General features: G+C 70.3%; 6 protein-coding genes. 3 read left to right on the forward strand and 3 right to left on the reverse strand.

Translation table 11 applies throughout. The features are described from left to right. Positions 1–4: 4 nt before the first annotated feature. The 3 genes from BST10_RS10680 (at position 5) to BST10_RS10690 (ending at position 4,687) form a co-directional block, all read left to right on the forward strand. Positions 5–1,366, forward strand: coding sequence for an FAD-binding oxidoreductase (locus BST10_RS10680; protein WP_083037741.1), 1,362 nt, complete (start codon positions 5–7; stop codon positions 1,364–1,366). A 90-nt stretch (positions 1,367–1,456) separates the two neighbouring features. Continuing rightward, entirely contained in the window at positions 1,457–2,914 is a 1,458-nt protein-coding gene (locus BST10_RS10685) for an amidase family protein (RefSeq protein ID WP_083037742.1), read from the forward strand. Positions 2,915–3,064: 150 nt separating this feature from the next. After that, the gene (locus BST10_RS10690; RefSeq protein ID WP_083037743.1) at positions 3,065–4,687 is read left to right on the forward strand and encodes an HNH endonuclease signature motif containing protein; all 1,623 of its coding nucleotides are present in this window, start codon (positions 3,065–3,067) and stop codon (positions 4,685–4,687) included. Between the two features lie 28 nt (positions 4,688–4,715). On the opposite strand, the gene BST10_RS10695 is transcribed toward BST10_RS10690, so the two are convergent. The 3 genes from BST10_RS10695 to BST10_RS10705 are packed head-to-tail and all read right to left on the reverse strand — an operon-like array spanning position 4,716 to position 18,248. Further along, entirely contained in the window at positions 4,716–5,708 is a 993-nt protein-coding gene (locus BST10_RS10695; RefSeq protein ID WP_083037744.1) for an NAD-dependent epimerase/dehydratase family protein, read from the reverse strand. A gap of 4 nt (positions 5,709–5,712) precedes the next feature. Further along, complete coding sequence (locus BST10_RS10700; protein WP_083037745.1) at positions 5,713–11,112, reverse strand: non-ribosomal peptide synthetase; 5,400 nt, start codon at positions 11,110–11,112, stop codon at positions 5,713–5,715. Then, positions 11,109–18,248: a type I polyketide synthase gene (locus tag BST10_RS10705; RefSeq protein ID WP_083037746.1), complete on the reverse strand. Its 7,140-nt coding sequence runs from the start codon at positions 18,246–18,248 to the stop codon at positions 11,109–11,111. The genes BST10_RS10700 and BST10_RS10705 overlap by 4 nt, the downstream gene beginning before the upstream one ends. Positions 18,249–18,404: the final 156 nt, after the last annotated feature.

Consider the following 18,404-nt stretch of genomic DNA (forward strand, 5'->3'; position numbering starts at 1 on the left):
TGCCATGACAGCGACCGCCCCTGCCGTGCCGGGATTCTCCGGCGAAGTAATCGCCCCGAGCGACGCCCGCTACGACGAGGTCCGTCAGGTCTTCAACGGCATGATCGACAAGCGGCCGCGGGTGGTGCTGCAGTGCCGCTCCACCGACGACATCGTCGCCGCCGTGCGCTATGCGGTGGCCGCCGGAGCCGAGATCGCGGTGCGCAGCGGCGGACACAGCGTTGCCGGTCATTCGGCCACCGACGGCGGCATCGTCATCGACCTGACCCTGATGCGCGGGGTGCGGGTCGACGCGCAAGCGCGGATCGCCTATGTCGACGCCGGCGCCACCTGGGGCGACGTCGACCCGGTGACCAGCAGGCACGGGCTGGCCTGCCCGGGCGGGGTGGTGTCGACGACCGGCGTCGGCGGGTTCTCGCTCGGCGGCGGCATCGGCTGGCTCTCCCGCGCCCACGGGATGACCTGCGACAACCTGATCGGCGCGACACTGGTGACCGCATCCGGCAACGTGTTGACCGTCAGCGAGACCGAGCACACGGACGTGCTGTGGGGGCTGCGCGGCGGAGGCGGCAACTTCGGCGTCGTAGCGCAGTTCGTGCTGCGGCTGCACCCGGTGAACGCGGTGACCGCCGGGGTGCAGTCCTACCCCGACACCGACGCCGAGGCGGCCCTCAAGCATTTCCGCGCCCAGATGGACAACGCACCCGACCACCTGGCGTCCATCCTCGACTTCTCCACCGACTTCACCACCGGCAAGACGCTGGTCAATGTGCTGGCCTGTTCAACACGGACCGACTCGATCGGCAGCAACGATGTCAGCGCCCTGCTCGACGTCCGTGGCGTGGCGGCGAAGCCGGTGGTGGCGGTGCAGCACACGCTGGACTACTCGACCTGGCAGCAGGCCCTCGACTACACGGCGCCGTACGGCTGGCTGAACTACTGGAAATCGCTGTTCGTCACCGAACTCACCGACGAGGCGATCCGCCGCATCGCGCTGCTGGGCCGGTCACGGCCCTCGACGCAGACCCGGCTGCACCTGATCCGGCTCGGCGGGTACGCCAGCCGCGTTCCGCCGGAGTCCACGGCCGTCGTCGCCCGCGACCACCCGTACATCATCCATCTGATGACGACCTGGACCGACCCCGCCGACACCGCTCGGTGCACGGCGTGGGCCGGGCAGGCCTTCGAGATCCTGCGCCCACTCGGCCCGGCGAGCGCCTACCTGAACTTCGTGGGCGACGAAGGACAGGACCGCATCCGCGCGACCTTCGGCGACGCCGGCTACCAGCGACTCGCCGAACTCAAGGCGCGGCTGGACCCGGAGAACCGGTTCACCCTCAACCACAACATCGAGCCCGCCGATTGACGTGCGCAGTTCTTAGTGTGTCGCCAACGCGGCCACACGTTTGCGCAGCGCACGGTGGGTATTGTGGTCCGCGGGGGAAAGGACGCAACCATGTCTGCCGCGCACGATCATGAGCAGGATCATGAGCTGGCTTTTGCCGGTGTCGCGCGCCTGGCACAGCTGGTGCATGAGCGGGAGGTGTCCCCGCGCGAGTTGGTGGCCCTGTACCTGGATCGGATCGCCCGGCTCGACCCCGTTCTGAACGTGTTCCGCACGGTGTTGGGTGACCGGGCGATGGACGAGGCGGCGCACATCGAGCGGCGGTTGGCCGCCGGGGAGGTGCTGCCGCTGGCCGGTGTGCCGATCGCGGTCAAGGACGACACCGACGTGGCCGGTGTTTCGTCCATGTGCGGCACCGGAATCGATGTCGGCCCGGCGAGCACCGACAGCGCCGCGGTGCGGCGACTGCGCGCCGCGGGTGCGGTGATCATCGGCAAGACCCACCTCTCGGAGTTCGGCGCCTACCCGGTGTGCGAATCGGCGACCTGGGGTGTGACCCGCAACCCGTGGGATCTGTATCGGACCCCGGGCGGCTCCAGCGGTGGTTCGGCCGCGGCGGTCGCCTCCGGGATGGTGCCGGGCGCCACCGGCAGCGACAGCGGCGGCTCGGTGCGCATCCCGGCCGCCTGCTGCGGGTTGGTCGGTCTCAAGGGCCAGCGCGGCCGGATCAGCACCAAGGAGTCGCCCGAACGAGCGTACCGCTTCCACGGCCTCAACCACATCGGGCCGCTGGCTCGCAGTGTCGTCGACACGGCACTGCTGCACGACGCGATGACCGGGCCCGAACCCGACGACGAGATTCCGTCGCCGCCGTCGGCGCCGCCGCTGATGGACGCGCTGGTGGCGCCGACGCGGCGGTTGCGGATCGCGATGTCGTTCAAGCCGGTGGTCCCGGTGCACGTCAGCGACGAGGTGCGCCGCCCGGTCCTTGAGACCGCGGAGTTGTTGCGTTCGCTGGGCCACGACGTCGTCGAGCGCGACCCGGTCTACCCGGTGGTGGGGATCGCCGCGGTGCTCGCGCTGTTCATGAACGGCTTCGCCGATGAGATCGATCGACTCCCGAAAACCGAACTGCTGGAACGGCGGATGCAGGCCGAGGCGCGGACCAGCCGGCTGGTTCCGGACTGGCTCGCCCGGCGTGCGGTTGCCGCCGAGCCCCGGATCACCGCCCGCTCGCAGCGCCGGATCGCCGACTTCGACGTCCTGATGACACCGGTGCTGGCGATACCGCCGGTGCGGGTGGGCTACTTCGAGGGGTTCGGACCGACGCGCGCCATGCTTCGGATGCTGAAGTTCATTCCGTTCACCTTCCCGCAGAACTACAGCGGCCAGCCGGCCATCTCGGTGCCCACCGGTATCGACGCCGCCGGGGTGCCCGAGGCGGTGCACCTGGTGGGGCGGACCAATGATGAGGCCACCCTGATTTCGCTTGCGGCACAGCTGGAGTCGGTGCGGCCGTGGGCTCAGCGCCGGCCGCCCACCGAGGCGCTGCTGAGCCAGGTCGGCTAGGCGTAGCGCTGGGACAACTTCGACAGTGTCGCCTCGATGCCCGCGGCGTTGATCTTGTCCGGGGCGGACCGAATTTCTCACAGCTTCCTTAGAGTCGGGCTTCCGGATCAGCCCGGGTTTCTGTCGGGGGGTCGAACTAGTGTTCGGGTTATGGGTAGGGACGCGCTCGCCGATCGGGACGCCATCATGGGGTGTCTCGATGAGCAGGAGGCGATTAATGCCCGGTTGGCGCAGTGTTCGTTCGACGCGTTGAGCCCCGAGGAGCTGGTAGCGGTGCTGGCCCGCCGGGAGGTGTTGGCGTGGCAGGCGCCGGTGATCGATCATCAGATCCTGGCCCGGCTGGTGGCCGAGGGCCATTCCGAGGTGCTGGCGGGGTGCTCGCTGGCCAAGGCATTGAGTGAGCGGTTGCGGATCAGCTCGGCGCAAGCCCGACGGCGGGTGGCTGAGGCCGCTGATCTGGGTCCGCGCACCGCCATGACCGGTGAGACCCTCGAACCGGTGCTGCCCAGCCTGGCTGCCGCACAGGCGGCCGGACTGGTCGGCCCGGAGCAGGTGGCGATCGCCCGTAAGGCCATGGAGAAGATCCCGGCCCGGGTGGCTACTGCAGACCGGGAACGCGCCGAGCGTGAGCTGGCGGAGCTGGCGACGCTGTTCGCCCCGGAGGCCTTCCAACGGTTGGCGGTGCACTTGATCGCCGTATTGGATCAAGACGGCGACGAGCCCGACGACCGCGAACGGCAAGCCCAGCGCGGGCTGCGACTGGGGCCGCAACGCGCCGACGGGATGAGCACCTTGAGCGGCAAGATCAGCCCGGAGCTACGGGCGACCTTGGAGCCGGTGCTGGCCAAACTGGCCGCCCCGGGGATGTGCAACTCCGCCGATGAACAACCCTGCGTGTCCGGCGCCCCCAGCCAGGAGCAGATCCAGAACGATCACCGCAGCCGGGATCAACGCCAGCACGATGCCCTGCTGGCCGCCTTGCGCGCCACGCTGGCCTGTGGAGACCTCGGTCAGCTCAACGGCCTGCCGGTCACGGTGATTGTCTCGACCACCCTGGCGGAGCTGCAGGCCGCGTCCGACCATGCACCTCACACCGATCAGCCGCGGCCCGAACCGGCACCGCCGGTAGGCGAGTCCCGTATCACCGGCAAGGCGTACACCGCAGGCGGCAGCCTGCTGCCCATGAGCGATCTGCTGCGCATGGCTTCCCACGCCTACCACTACCTGACCATCTTCGACGGGAAAGGACGGGCACTGTGGTTGGGCCGCACCAAACGCCTCGCCTCGGCGGATCAGCGCATCGTGCTGCACAACCGCGATCGGGGCTGTACTCGGCCGGGATGCACCGTGTCGGGGTATCTGTCCCAAGCGCACCACCTGGAACGCGATTGGGCTGACAACGGCCAAACCGACGTCGATTCCCTCGCGCTGGCGTGCGCGCCCGACAACCGGATGGCCAGCGAACAGGGCTGGACCACCCGACTCGGCGAATCCGGCCGCGTCGAATGGATCCCGCCGCCCAAACTCGACCACGGCCAACCCCGCGTCAACCCCTTCCACTTCATCGAAGCCGTCATCGACCACCACCGCCGACCGCCGCCCGAGGAGCTGCCACCGCCCGACGCCGAGTGGCCGTGGCCCGACGACCCGGTTCGCGATGATCCATTGTTCGACGACCCACTGTTCGACGAGGCCAGCTACGAAGCCGTTCCCGTCGAGGGCCCCGTCCAACGACACCTCTTCGCCGACGACGACTGGCAAAAAGCCGGGTGACGGCCGCTACCGGCGGCAGGACGTGGGGTCAGCGATGCAGGTAGCCATTGTCGCGGTACCACTCGTAGCCGGCACGCAGCGCGGTGGCGAACGGGGTGAACGGCACGCCCAGTTCCTCGCGGGACTTGGTGGCGTCGGCGAAGATGTCGGCGGTGGACAGCCGCATCTGGCGGGCGTCGATCGGCAGTCGCGGTCCGACTACGGCGCGGGCCACGCTGACACCCGCCGCGGCCACCGGGATGAACCAGCGCGGCAACATGACCGACGGTGGACGCCGGCCGAAGAGGTTGTTGGCTTCGGTGAACGCCGCACGAAACGACAGGTTCTCACCGCCCAGGATGTAGCGCTCCCCGATCCGGCCCCGCTCGGCGGCGGCGATGTGCCCGGCCACCACGTCGTCGACCGAGACGAAGTTGGTGCCGCCGGGTGCGGCGAACCACAATCGGCCGTGCTGCGCTTCGACGAGCATGGCGCTGGCGATGCGGTTGACGTCGCGGGGCCCGATCACCACCGAGGGGTTGACGATCACCGCGGGAAGACCGGCGGCGACGGCCTTGCGCAGTTCGGCCTCCGCGAGGTGCTTGCTGTGCCCGTAGGGGAACTGCCGGGGCCGGATGTTGAATTCGTCGGTCTCGACCAACTCGTGTCCGCGCGACGGGATACCCAATGCGGCAAGCGAACTGGTATAGACGAAGCGCTTGACTCCGGCCCGCTGGGCGGCGGTGGCCATGTCGCGGGTGCCGTCGACGTTGGTGCGATACAGCCGGGTCTGGGTGCGGTGGCGCCAGTAGTCCGAGATCGCCGCGGTGTGAAACACCCAGTCGCAGCCGGCCATCGCCTCGGTCAGCGCCTCGACGCCGTCGAGCACGTCGCCCACCCGGGTCTCGCAGTCCAAGCCGTCCAGCGCAGCCATCGGTGAGGTGGCACGACGCAGCACCCGTACCTGCATGCCGCGCTCCAGCAACGCGGCGACCAGATTCGAGCCGACGAATCCGGTTCCCCCGGTGACGAATGCCCGCATCAGATCAGAACCGGTAGGTGGTGCAGCCGACCTCGACACCGGAGCCGACGGCCATGATCAACGCGACGTCGCCGGGCTTGACCAGTCCGCGTTGCCGCGCGTCGGCGATCTGGTAGGGCAGCGTCGAGGTGAACGGATCACTGGTGCAGCCCTGCACCGCGAGGTCGACGAAGCGTGACCGGTCCACCCCGGTGCCCGCGGCGAGTTCGTCGAGGGCGGTGCCCGGAAGATACGGCGGGAACACCAGCGAGATGTCCTCGGGCTCCAAGGATTCCAGCGTCAGCAACTCCTTGACGGCCGAGGGCAGGCAGCTCACGTAGATGGCGGCCAGGTTCGGGTCGCGGTCGACCCGCAGCCACATCCGGCCGTCGCGCTCCTGGGTGTAAGTCCGCAGTGCGCCCCGGTATTCGGGGTGGTGGGCGAAGACGAACCGGCCGAAGCCCTCCGGGCCGGCGCTGGGGCTCAGCATGATCGCCGACCCGGTCTCGGTGATGCCGGCGCGCGGGTAACCGCTCTGCGGGGTGTTGTTCTCCACCTCGGAGGCCAACACCATGGCGTGGCCGGTCCGGCCGGCGCCGATCATCCCGGCCGCGACGTGGCAGCCGTTGAGGAAACCGACTCCGCCGTTGAGGATGTCGAACGCGAATGTCTTGGGGGCATCCGCGGATTCCGGCTCGGCGTTGATCCCGACCTCGCCGGCGACCAGGGTGGCCACGGCCGGTTCGGACAGGAAGTCGTCGCGGTAGATACCGGTGTGGATGACCAGTCCGACCTCGGTCCGCTCGACCCCGCTGTCATCCAAGCAGGCGGCCGCGGCGTCGACGGCGAACTGGATCGAGCTGGGCTGCGGGCCCGCGGCCCCCAAATCGGGCACGGCTATGCCGATCCCCTCGATACGCACCCGCGGCGTGGCCGGCAACTCCCGGCGGCGGGACCGGGTGCCGCGGGCGGGCTGCCCGGCCTGGCCGTTGCCGGCTCGGCGCATCCGGTCGGGCAGGTCGTCGAAGGTGTAGAGCCCGGTGCCGATGGTCTGCCCGGAGCCGGTGATGGACAGCACCACATTGTCACCGGAGTTGATCCGGCCCGCATTGATGTAGTCGTACAGCGCGACGAAATGGGTTGTGGTGGCGGTGTTTCCCCGTTCTGCAAGGTTGCAGATGGTGTTGGCCCGGCTGGCCGCACCGGCGCCGAACACCCGGTTGATGGTCAGGATGGCGTCGTTGATCGACGCCTCGGAGGTCTGGTGCATCAGCAGCTGGTCGGCCGTCTCGGGACGCCAGCCGTGCCGCTGCATCACCGCCGCGACGTAGGGCACCGAGTGCTTCACCGCGATCGCTGTCTGGGTGACCGAGTCGGTGACCATGATGGCGCCGCCGTGCGGGCCCTCGGTGGCCTTGGCGATGCACAGTTTGGCGAATTCGCTGTAGGTGGCCAGGTCGAGGTCGTGGAAGCCGACCCGGTCGCCTGCCCCGAGTTCGAGTACCGCCGCCGCGCCGGCGTCGCCGACGGTCAGGCAGGCCAGCCGGGGGTCCATCGCACCCTCGATCTCCTGCTGCGCGGTCTCGGTGATGTGGCTGATGTATTCGCCGCTGAACACCAGCGCGTTGCGCACCAGCCCGGTCTTGAGGAAGTCCTGGGCCACGCTGACACCGGTGAACATGCCCGCGCAGGCATTGTTGATGTCGAAGCACACCGCGTTGGTCAGCCCCAGCTCGTCGCGCAGTTGTGAGGCGGTGCTGGGCTCGAAGGTGAACATGTGCTCGGGGCCGTCGCAGCGGGAGATGTTGCAGGCGATGACCAGATCGATCTCCTCGGGGGCGTAGCTCGACCGGGACAGACAGTCGGCGATCGCCTTGCGGCCCAAGTCGATCGAGAATTCGTCGACCCCGGCCATCCGCCGGTTCTTGATGCCGGTGAGACGCTCCAGCGGGATCTTCACCTCGTTGACGCAGTCGGCGAGCACCTGCTCGGTGGAGACCGCCCGCGGCGGCAGGTACACCCCGAGGCTTTCGATGACGACGTTGCGGGACGGACCGGCCTGCGCCGGGGTGATCACCGGTGCCGGGGCGGGTTGGGCCGCCGGGACCCGCTGGGGCGCGACCACCGCGGGCTGGGGCGTCGCCGCGGGCTGCTCGGCTGGCCGATCGGCCTTGGCGGCCCCGCCGATCGGGCCGAATTCGGCGGCCAGCTCGGCGATGGTGCCGTAGACGAACATCGACTCCGGGCGCAGCTCCATGCCGAGCTCACCCACCCGCACCGCGACCTCGAGTGCCTGGGTGGAAGCGCCGCCGAGGGCGAAGAAATCATCGGTGACCCCGACCCGGTCCACGTCGAGCACCTCGCGCCAGATCTGGGCGAGTGCCTCCTCGGTCGCGTCGCGCGGCGCTACAAAAACGGAGCACTCCTTCTGCTCCAGGTCGGCGTCGAGAGCCAGCAGCGCCCGCCGATCCACCTTGCCGCTGGGCGACAGCGGCAGCAGGTCGGTGGCGCGGAACACCGCGGGCACCATCGCCGCGGGAACCAGTTCCAGCAGGAACCGGCGCAGCTCCGCGGTGCCCGGGAGCGCCGCGACCGGCACGATATGCGCGATCAGTTGGGTGTTGCCGGAGCTGTCCTTGCGTGCCACGACCGCGCATTCGGCGATGCCCGGATGGTTGGCCAGCGCGGCCTCCACCTCACCGAGCTCGATCCGGAAGCCGTTGATCTTCACCTGATCGTCTCGGCGGCCCAGGTATTCGATGTTGCCGCACGCCCGGTACCGGGCCAGGTCGCCGGTGCGGTAGAGCAACGCGCCCGGGACAGCACTGAACGGGTCGTCGCCGAACGCTGCGGCGGTGGCCTCCGGCCGGTTCAGGTAGCCGCGCGCCACGCCGACGCCGCCGATGCACAGCTCGCCCGGCACACCCACCGGAACCGGGTTGCCCACGGCGTCGAGCAGGTGTATCGCGATGTTGGCGATCGGCCGCCCGATCGGAATGACCGGCTCGGTTTCGCCACGCACGCAATGGAAGTGCGTGACGTCGATGGCGGCCTCGGTGGGACCGTAGAGGTTGTACAGCTCGGCCGGGAGCACCTCGAAGAACGCGTCGCGCAGATCAGCGGTGAGTGCTTCACCGCTGCAGAACACCCGCCGCAGCCCGGTGCAGGATGCGGCCTCGGGCTCCGCCAGGAAGCGACGCAACATCGAGGGAACGAAATGCATTGTGGTGACCTGCTGTTCGGCGATGATGCGCGCCAGGTAGCCGGCGTCCTTGTGGCCTTCCGGTTTGGCGATCACCACCCGGGCACCGACGATCAACGGCCAGAAGATCTCCCAGACGAACGGGTCGAAGTTGATCGGGGTCTTGTGCAGCACCCGATCCTCGGCGGTCAGCCGATAGGCGTCCTGCATCCACAGCAGCCGGTTGCGGATGCCGGCGTGGGTGTTCAACGCCCCCTTGGGCGTGCCGGTGGAACCGGAGGTGTACATCAGGTAGGCGAGCTCGGCCGCGGTCACCTCCGGCGCGGAATCCGCCTCGGCCGGCGCCGCGGACGGCTGATCGAGGCAGAGCCGGGCGCCGGTGAAATCGGTTGGCACACAAGTCAACTGATCCCGGCGGGTGACGCAGACCGGCGCGTCCGGCACGTCGGCCAGCATCGCCTCCATCCGCCGGACGGGCTGGGCGGGATCCAGCGGCAGGAAGACGCCGCCGGCCTTGAGTACCCCCAGCAGGGCGATCACCAGATCTTCGGAGCGTTCCAGCAGCACCGGCACCACGTCGGTGCCGGCGCCGGTGCCGACACCGAACCCGCGCAACCGATGTGCCAGCCCGTTGGACCGCCGGTCCAGGTCGGCGTAGCTCAGCTCCCGGCCGTCGAAACTCACCGCCACGGCATCGGGTGTGCGTGCGGCAGCGGCAGCGACCATGTCGTGCAGAGACGCCGGGGCATCCGGGTAGTCGACCGTGGTGTCGTTCCAGGACTGCAGCCGGGCCCGTTCGGCGTCGGTGAGCAGCGGCAGCCGCGACACCGGGGTGTTCGGGTCCGCGGCGATCCCTTCGAGCAGCAGCCTGAAATGCTCGCCCATCCGGTCCATGGTCGCGGCGTCGAACAGATCGGTGTTGTACTGCAGCGCCAGCTGCAGCTGGTCCTCGTGTTCGCCGACCTGCAGGGTGATGTCGAACGGCGAACCGCCCTGGCCGATGTAGAGCGTCTCCAGGGGAAGTACGGCGTCGGATCCGGCCGCGTTGGCGGTGTTTTCGTCGAACAACCGCACCTGTTGCCAGGCGAACGACACCTGGAACAGCGGGGTGCGCCCGGCGTCGCGCGCCGGCCGCAGCCGCTCCACGAGCAGCGGCAGCGGGAACTCCTGGTGTGCGATGGCGCCCAGCACGGTGTCTTTGACCTGGCCCAGCAGCGCGGCGAAACTCGGGTCGTCGCTCACGTCGACGCGCAGCGGCAGCGGGTTGGTGACATAGCCGACCATGCCCATCAGCCCGGCCCGGTCGCGGCAGGCGAACGGCGAGCCGATGACCAGGTCGTCCTGGCCGCTGTAGCGGTGCAGCAGCACCGCGTAGGCCGCCAGCAGTGTCATGTAGGGCGTCGCGCCGGCCGTCCGCGCGACCTGCTTGATCCCGGCGGACACAGCGGCGTCGACGCTGAACCGGTGGAGCGCACCGACATAGGTCTGCACCGCCGGACGGGGCCGATCGGTGGGCAGCGCCAGCGTCGGCAGCTCGCCGCTCATCGCGCCCCGCCAGTATTCCCAGAGCCGTTCGCCCTCAGGGCCGTTCAGCATCGCGGTCTGCTGCGCGGCGTAGTCGACGTAGCGGTCGGCGGTAGCCTCCGGCATGGCGGCGCCGTGCCCATGCGCGTAGAGCCCACGCAGCTCGTCGAGGATGACGTCGATGGACCAGAAGTCGACGGCGATGTGGTGCACCGTCAACAGCAACACGTGGTCGTCGGGGCGTTCGAGCAGCGTCAGCCGCAGCACCGGGCCGTTGCGCAGATCGAACGGCCGATCGGTCTCGGCCTGGATCCACTGTTGCAGCTCCGCCGGGTCCGCACCGATGCGGTGAGTGTCGATCCGCACCGGCCAATGCGCGTGGACGAGTCCGATCGGCTGGCCGTCACGCTCGGCGTAGGTGGTGCGCAGCATCGGGTGCCGGTCCACCAACGCCTGGGCGGCCCGCTCCAGGGCCGGCACGTCGAGGCGGGCGGCGATGCGTCCGGCGTAGGCGACGGTGTAGGCGGCACTGTCGGGCGCGAGCCGGTGGACGAACCACATCGACCGCTGGCCGTAGGACAGCTGGTGTTCGGTTGTCTGCTGCTGCGCTTTGGCCGTCAGCAGCGCAGCCAGCAGTTCGCGCTTCTGCGCCGGCGACAGGCCGGAGATGTCGATGGGCCCATCGGGTCCGTCCGTCACGGGCTACTCCCATCCTGGGCGTGCTCGCCCTCGGCGATCATCTTCGCCAGCAACGCATCCACTGCCTCGTCGGAGAGGTCGGAGACCTGCGCGAGCACGTCAGCCTCCGGTGTCGGCAGTGGGACGTCGGGTGCCGCACCGGTGCCGGGAACCGGGATCGGCTCGGCGTGGCCGCCGGCGGCCAACTGCCCGCTGAGCCAGCTGGACAGACTGACCACACTGGGGCCGTCCAGCAGGCGGGCGACCGGCACCACGATGCCGAGTTCCCGCTCCACCTGGATGCGCAGTTCCAGGGTGATCAGTGAATCCACCCCGAGATTGTTCAGCGGCGCGGTGACATCCAGGCCCGCCGGGGCCAGTCCCAGCTTGCCGGCGACCAGGTCACGCAGATAAGTCTCCAGCAGCTGCTGACGTTGCGCCGGATCGGCGGCCTGCACCGCCTCGAACAGCCCGCTCGCGGTGGCCAGGTCGTCCGGGCCGCCCGGCACCGCCGCCTGCAGGTCGCGCAGCAGCGGTGACTGCGCGCTGGGACGCCACCGCGCCCAGTCGATGTCGAGCACCAAGACCTGGGTCGCTTGGGACGTCGAGTCGGCCAGCAGCGCCTCCAGCGCGGCGAAGTACGCCGCTGCCGACATGCCTTCGACGCCGTAGTGCGAGAAGTGGCGGTGCAACTCGGAGTTGGTGAACATGCCCAATCCGGCCCACGGGCCGAAGTTGACGCTGAGCGCCGGCCGGCCGGCAGACCGACGGTGCCAGGCCAGCGCGTCGAGGAACGCGTTCGCGGCCCCGTAGTTGGCGGCCCCGGGCGAACCCAGCACCGACGCGGCCGAGGAGAACAGCACGAAGAAGTCCAGCTCGGCATCGGCGGTCTGGGTGTGCAGGTTCCAGGCGCCCTGCACCTTCGGCGCCATCACCGCGCGCAGCTTCGCGGCGTCGAGACGCGCCAGGATCGCATCGTCGACGGTGCCGGCCGCGTGCACCACGCCGCGCAGCGGCGGCATCGTCGCACCGATGGTGGCCAGGGCCGCCGCGACGTCATCGGCCTTGGTGACATCACCTTGGGCGACCGTCACCTCGGCGCCCGCCGCCCGCAGCGCGTCCAGGGTCGCCGCAGCGGCGGCCGATGGCGCGCTGCGCCCCATCAGGACCAGGTGGCGGGCGCCGCGCTCGACCAGCCAGCCGGCGATCTTGCCGCCGACCGCGCCGAGGCCGCCGGTGATCAGATAGCTGGCGTCGTGGCGCACCGCGAACTCGCCGGGCTGTTCGGACAGCGCCGCCGGGTTCTCCAAGGGCTCCAGTCGCGCCACGTAGCGGCGGTGGCCGCGCAGCGCCACGTCGGTCTCGCTGTTATCCGACCAGATCTCGCTGAACAGGCCACGCAGTTCTTCGGTGCCGCTGTCGGTCGACAAGTCGACGGCGGTGGCGCGCAGTTCCGGATGTTCGTGGTCGATGCTGCGGGCCAGCCCCCAGACCGGCGCCTGCCCCACCGCCGGTGCGGCGGGCCCGGCCTCGTCCCAGCCGGCCGGTTGCGCACCGCGGGTCACCAGCCACAGCCGCGGCGACTCCGGCCAGCCCGACAGCGTCAGGGCCTGGATGAGGTGGACCACGCTCAGCGACCCGAGGGTGGTCGCGGTGTCCAGCGACTCGTCGTCGGAGACCAGCAGGTTCCACAGCTGCACCACGCCGCGACACGGCGGCCGGTCGCCGCCGAACGCCGCGCGCAGCAGCTCAGCGAAGTGTTCGGGTTTGTCCGGGTCGATGCGGTAGCTGTCCGCGCTCACGCGTTCGATCTCGGCGAGCCCGACGACCGCCTCCACCAGCACGCAGGACTGCGACTGCGCCTCCAGGTGGTCCCGCAGCGTGTCGGCCACCGGGCCGTCGGACAGGATCAGCCAACTGCCGGGTTCGGCCGCCCGGCCTTCAGACCGGCCTGAGCCGTCGGCGACGATCGACGCGGGCTGCCAGCGCAGCACATAGCTGCGGTCGCGCGGATCCGCGGGGGCGACGACGACCGGCTCACCGGCCTGGCCGGCGACGAGGGTGCCGGTGGCCAGCAGCGACCAGTGGCCGCCGGCCGCACTGGCGTAACACTCGAACGCGTCATCGGTCAGCGCGAACTGCAGGGTGCTCGCGGCGGCCGGACCGCCGCGCAGGCTCAGTTCACCGACCGACCGGCTGCCCGGGCCGAACGCCAGTTCAGCTGCCTTGCAAGCCAATTCACCCAGCTGCTCGGCCGATGGCGCCGTCACGCCCGTGACATCCAGCTCGGCCAGCACCGTTCCGGGCTGAGCGGCCGACCGGATGGGGCCGCGCCAGCCGCCCGAGGCTGCGGTGCTGCCGCGGCGCGGCGCGGCGATGGAGCCGGCATCCAGCCAGGAGTGCACTCGCTGCCAGGGGTAGGTGGGCGCGGGAACGCAGTGGCTGCCCCGCGGGTAGATCTGCTCCCAGGCCACCGGGTGTCCCCGGGTGTAGAGGGCTCCCAGCGCGCCGAGCATGGTCGAGCGGCCCTCATCGTCGCGGCGCATCGAAGGCAAGAGGCTGCAGGTGCGCCTCATGTCTTCAACGTCTTCACGGGCCGCCGTCAGCAGGATCGGGTGCGGGCTGAGCTCGACGAAGGTGTCGTGTCCGGTCTCCAGCAGCCGTCGCAGCGCCGGTGAGAACCGCACCGGCGAACACAGATTGGCCACCCAGTAGTCGGCGTCCAGCAGCTGCTCGCCCACCAGTTCCCCGGTGACCGTCGAGTACATCGGCACCGCCGGCGCGGTCGGCTTCAGCTTGACCAGGCTGCCGCGCAGGCCCGCCCCGAGGGCCTCCATCTGCGGGCTGTGGGAGGCCACGTCGACCTCGATCCACCGGCAGAACCGGTCCCGCTTGGCCAGTTGGGCCATCAGCTCTTCCAGCACCGCGCGCTCACCGGCGAGCACCGTCGACCGGTGGCTGTTGCTGGCGGCGACCGCCACCTCGCGCTCATGACCGGCGATGAGCTCCTGCGCTTCGGTCAGGGTGGTCTCGGTGACCATCATCGCGCCGCGGCCGCGCACGCCCCGCAGCATCCGGGCCCGCGCGCAGATCACCCGCGCCGCGTCCTCGAGGCTCAGCGCCCCGGCGACGTGGGCGGCCGCCACCTCGCCGAGGCTGTGCCCGACCACCGCGGCGGGTTCGACGCCCCAGGACCGCCACAGCGCGGCGAGCGCCACCTGAATCGCGAAGATCGTCGGCTGCAGAATGCCGATGTCGGAGAGCTTGGACTTGTCCTCGTCGCGGGCCAGCTCCTTGAGGATCGAGTGCCCCAGGTGCGGGTGCAGCGCGTTGTCGCAGGCGGCCAGCGCGTCGGCGAACACCGCTTCCTCGGCCTGCAACCGCTGCGCCATGCCGTGCCACTGCGAGCCCTGCCCCGAGAAGATGAACGTCACGCCGGGACCGGGCCGGCCCGGCGAGCAGTGCCCGACCGTCAGCCCGGGACGGGACTCACCGAGCCGGTAGGCCGACAGCGACTCGAACAGCGCGGCCGGTGAGTCGCCGACCACCGCCAGCCGGTAGTCGTGGTGGCCGCGGCGTGCGCCGGCGGTGTAGCAGAGGTCGGCCAGCGCGCCGCCCCCCGCGAGACCGCCGGAAAACAGCGCCATCTCGTACTCGCCGACCAGTGCGGTCAGCGCCTCCGGCGACCGGGCGGACAGCGCCAGCAGTTCGGCGCGCGGCGCGGCATCGTCGTCCGGGTGGCTGCTGCGGACCTGCGGGGCCTCGGTGAGCACCACGTGGGCGTTGGTGCCACCGAACCCGAAGGAGCTGACGCCGGCCACGGCGCGGCTGCCCGCCGGCCACGGGGTCAGGGTCTGCGCCACCTCCAGCGGCAGGCTGTCGAACAGGATGTGCGGATTCGGCTCGGTGTAGTTCAGGCTGCCCGGAATGGACCGATGCTGCAGCGACAGCGCCACTTTGATCAGCCCGGCGATACCGGCAGCCGCCTCCAGGTGGCCGATGTTGGTCTTGACCGAGCCCACCAGACAGCGGCTGCCCTCCGGCCGGCCCTCGGCCAGCACGGTGCCCAGGGCGTTGGCCTCGATGGCGTCGCCGATGGCCGTGCCGGTGCCGTGCGCCTCGATGTACTGGACCGCACCGGCCGGCAGGCCCGCCCGGCGGAACGCCTCGAGGACCACGCGCTCCTGCGCCCGCCCGCTGGGGGCGATCAGGCCGTTGGTCCGGCCGTCGGAGTTGGTGGCGCTGCCGCGGATCACCGCGTAGACCGGGTCGTTGTCCTCCAGCGCCTTGCGCAGCGGCTTGAGCACCACCACTCCGGCGCCCTCGCCGCGCACATACCCGTCGGCGTCGGCGTCGAAGGTCTTGCACCGGCCGTCGGGGGCCATCACCCGGGCCTTGGAAAAGTTGATCGCCAGCGCCGGCGACAGGATCACGTTCACCCCGGCGGCCAGCGCCATGCTGCACTCGCCGTCGCGCAGGCTGCGGCACGCCAGGTCGACGGCCACCAGCGACGAGGAGCAGGCGGTGTCGACCGACAGGCTCGGGCCGTGGAAGTCGAAGGTGTAGGACAACCGGTTGGCGGCGATGCTCAGCGCGTTGCCGGTGCCGGTGTAGGCGTCGACGAGCTGGGGCTGACCCAGCCGCAGGAAGCCGTAGTCGTTGGTGGAGATGCCGACGAACACGCCGGTGCGGCTGCCGGCCAGCGCGTCCGGGACCTGACCGCCATCTTCCAGGGCCTCCCAGGCCACTTCGAGCAGCAGCCGCTGCTGCGGGTCCATCTGCGCCGACTCCCGCGGCGAGATCCCGAAGAACTGAAAGTCGAATTGGTCGACCTGGTCCAGGAACCCGCCCCGGCGGGTGACCGCGGTACCCGGCACCGACGGATCGGGGTTGTAGAACGCGTCGACGTCCCAGCGGTCGGCCGGGACCTCACCGGTGGCGTCCACCCCGCCCGACAACAGCCGCCAGAAGGCCTCGGGTCCGTCGGCCCCCGGGAACCGGCAACCGATGCCGACGATCGCGATCGGCTCGTCGGCGGCCGGCCGTTCGGCGGGTTCGGGCGGCTGGCTACCGGACTGCTCGTTCTTGGCCACGCGGGCCAGGTGGTCGGAGAGGATGTCGATCGAGGGATATTCGTAGGCGATGGTGGGGGCCAGCTCACAGCCCAGCCACTGCTCCAGGGCGGTCGAAAGCCGCACCGCGTGAATGGAATCCAGCCCGTAGAAGGCGAACGGTTTGGCCGGGTCGACCTCGGCGACGGGCAACTCGAGGTCCTGGGCGAGCCGATCGACGAGCCAGGCGCTGATCTCGGCCGCGGTGCGAGTTTCCGCGGCCTGCTGTCCCGGCTGCGCCGCCGGGGCCGGTTCGGACTCGGGCTGCGGCGGCGGCTGCGAGGCGGCCGACGGCCACTGCGCCACGACCGGCAGCGCGCCGTCGAGGTACTGCTGCTTGCAGGCGCTGCGCTGAATCTTGCCGCTGGAGGTGGTGGGCAGTTGCAGCGGCTGCACCAGGACGACGGCGTAGGTGCGGACGGAGTGGTTCTCGGTCACCGCAGTACGGATCGCCTGCATCGCCTCGTCGGCGGCGTCGGCACCGATCCGGCTCGGGTCGACCTCCTGCACCACCACGAGCTGTTCGGCAGCGCCCGGTTCCGGGGCGATCGAGAACACCGCACCGCGGCCGCGCAGCAGCCCCGGGTTGGTGTTCTGCACGGTCAGCTCGATGTCGTTGGGGTAGTGGTTGGTACCCCGGATGATGATCAGGTCCTTGCGGCGACCGGTGACGAACAGCTCCCCGGAATGCAGGAAGCCCAGATCGCCGGTGCGCAGGAAGGGGCCCTCGCCGCTGTCGGACAGGGTTGCGGCGAACGTCTCCGCGGACAGCTCCGAAGCCCCCCAGTAGCCGTGGGCGACGCTGCCGCCGGCCAGCCAGATCTCCCCGACCCGGTCGGCGGCGCATTCCCGGCGGGTCTCCGGGTCGACGATGATCACCCGCTGGCCGCCGCGCGGCTTGCCGCAACCCACCAGGGTCGCGACGTTGGGGTCGTCGGCGTGCACGTCGATGACCCGGTTGTCGCCGAGCGCGACCCGGTCGATGTGCTGCACCATCGGCACCGGGCGGTCCGAGCCGCCGGAGACCAGCAGGGTGGCCTCCGCCAGCCCGTACACCGGATAGAACGATTCCTTCGCGAAGCCGGCCGGTGCGAACGCCTCGGCGAACGCGTCCAGGGTGGCGGTGCGCACCGGTTCGGCGCCGCACAGCGCGACCGTCCAATTGGACAGGTCCAGTGCCGCGCGCTCGGCCGGGCTGCTCAGCTCGACGCACATGTCGAAGGCGAAGTTGGGCGCCGCGGTGATCATCGCGCGATGCCGCGAGATCGCCTCCAGCCACCGCATCGGCCGCTTGATGAACGCGGTCGGCGGCATCAGGATCGAATGGCCCCCGACATAGAGGGTTTCCAGCAGCCCGCCGATCAGGCCCATGTCGTGGTAGGGCGGCAGCCAGAAGACGCCGACCACGTGCGGCATGTCGGTGTTGGCGTCCCAGGCCTCGGCGATGGTCACCAGGTTGTGCACCAGGTTGCCGTGGGTGAGCACCACGCCCTTGGGGGCACTGGTCGACCCGGAGGTGTACTGCAGCATCGCGATGCTGTCGCCGTCGATCCGCGGCGGCGTCCAAGCCGCCTCGCTGCCCGCGGCGGTGTCGTCGGTGATCGTCCACCGCAGCGCCTGTCCGCCCGGCAGCGCGTCGATCGCGGGCTTGATCCTCGGCTCGATCTCGCTGGTGGTGAGCGCGAAGCCGGGCTGGACGTCGACGATGATCGACTCGACGCGCGGGAGGAGGTGTTCGCGCATCGGGGGGTGCACCGGGATCGCGATGGCACCGGCGTAGAGGCAGCCGAAGAAGCCGGCGATGAAGTCCAGGCCGGGCGGGCACAGCACCAGCACCCGTTCCCCGGCGGCTCCCTGAGCCTGCAGGTCCGCGGCGATCTGGCGGGCACGCCGGTCGAGTTCCCGGTAGGACGCCCGACTGGTCTCGTGCTCGTCGCCGTCACGGGAGAAGCTGAACGCCGGGGCATCGCCCCGCTGCTGGGCACGCTGCATCAGCAGGTCCACCAGCGTGCGGAGGGTGTGCACCGTGTCGTCCGGCCCGCTCATCGATCGCGTCTCCCGTATGGCTAACGAAGATGGGTTCAAAAATTGGGCCCAAGGATTCCGTAGGCAACCTTGATTAAGGTTACCTTAAGAACCAGGACGTCAATCTCGTGATTTTCGGCGACGACGACCGCACGAGCAAGTTAGGTCACCCATCCC

Origin of the sequence: Mycolicibacter algericus DSM 45454 (assembly GCF_002086455.1) — a bacterium.
Taxonomy (GTDB): Bacteria; Actinomycetota; Actinomycetes; order Mycobacteriales; family Mycobacteriaceae; genus Mycobacterium; species Mycobacterium algericum.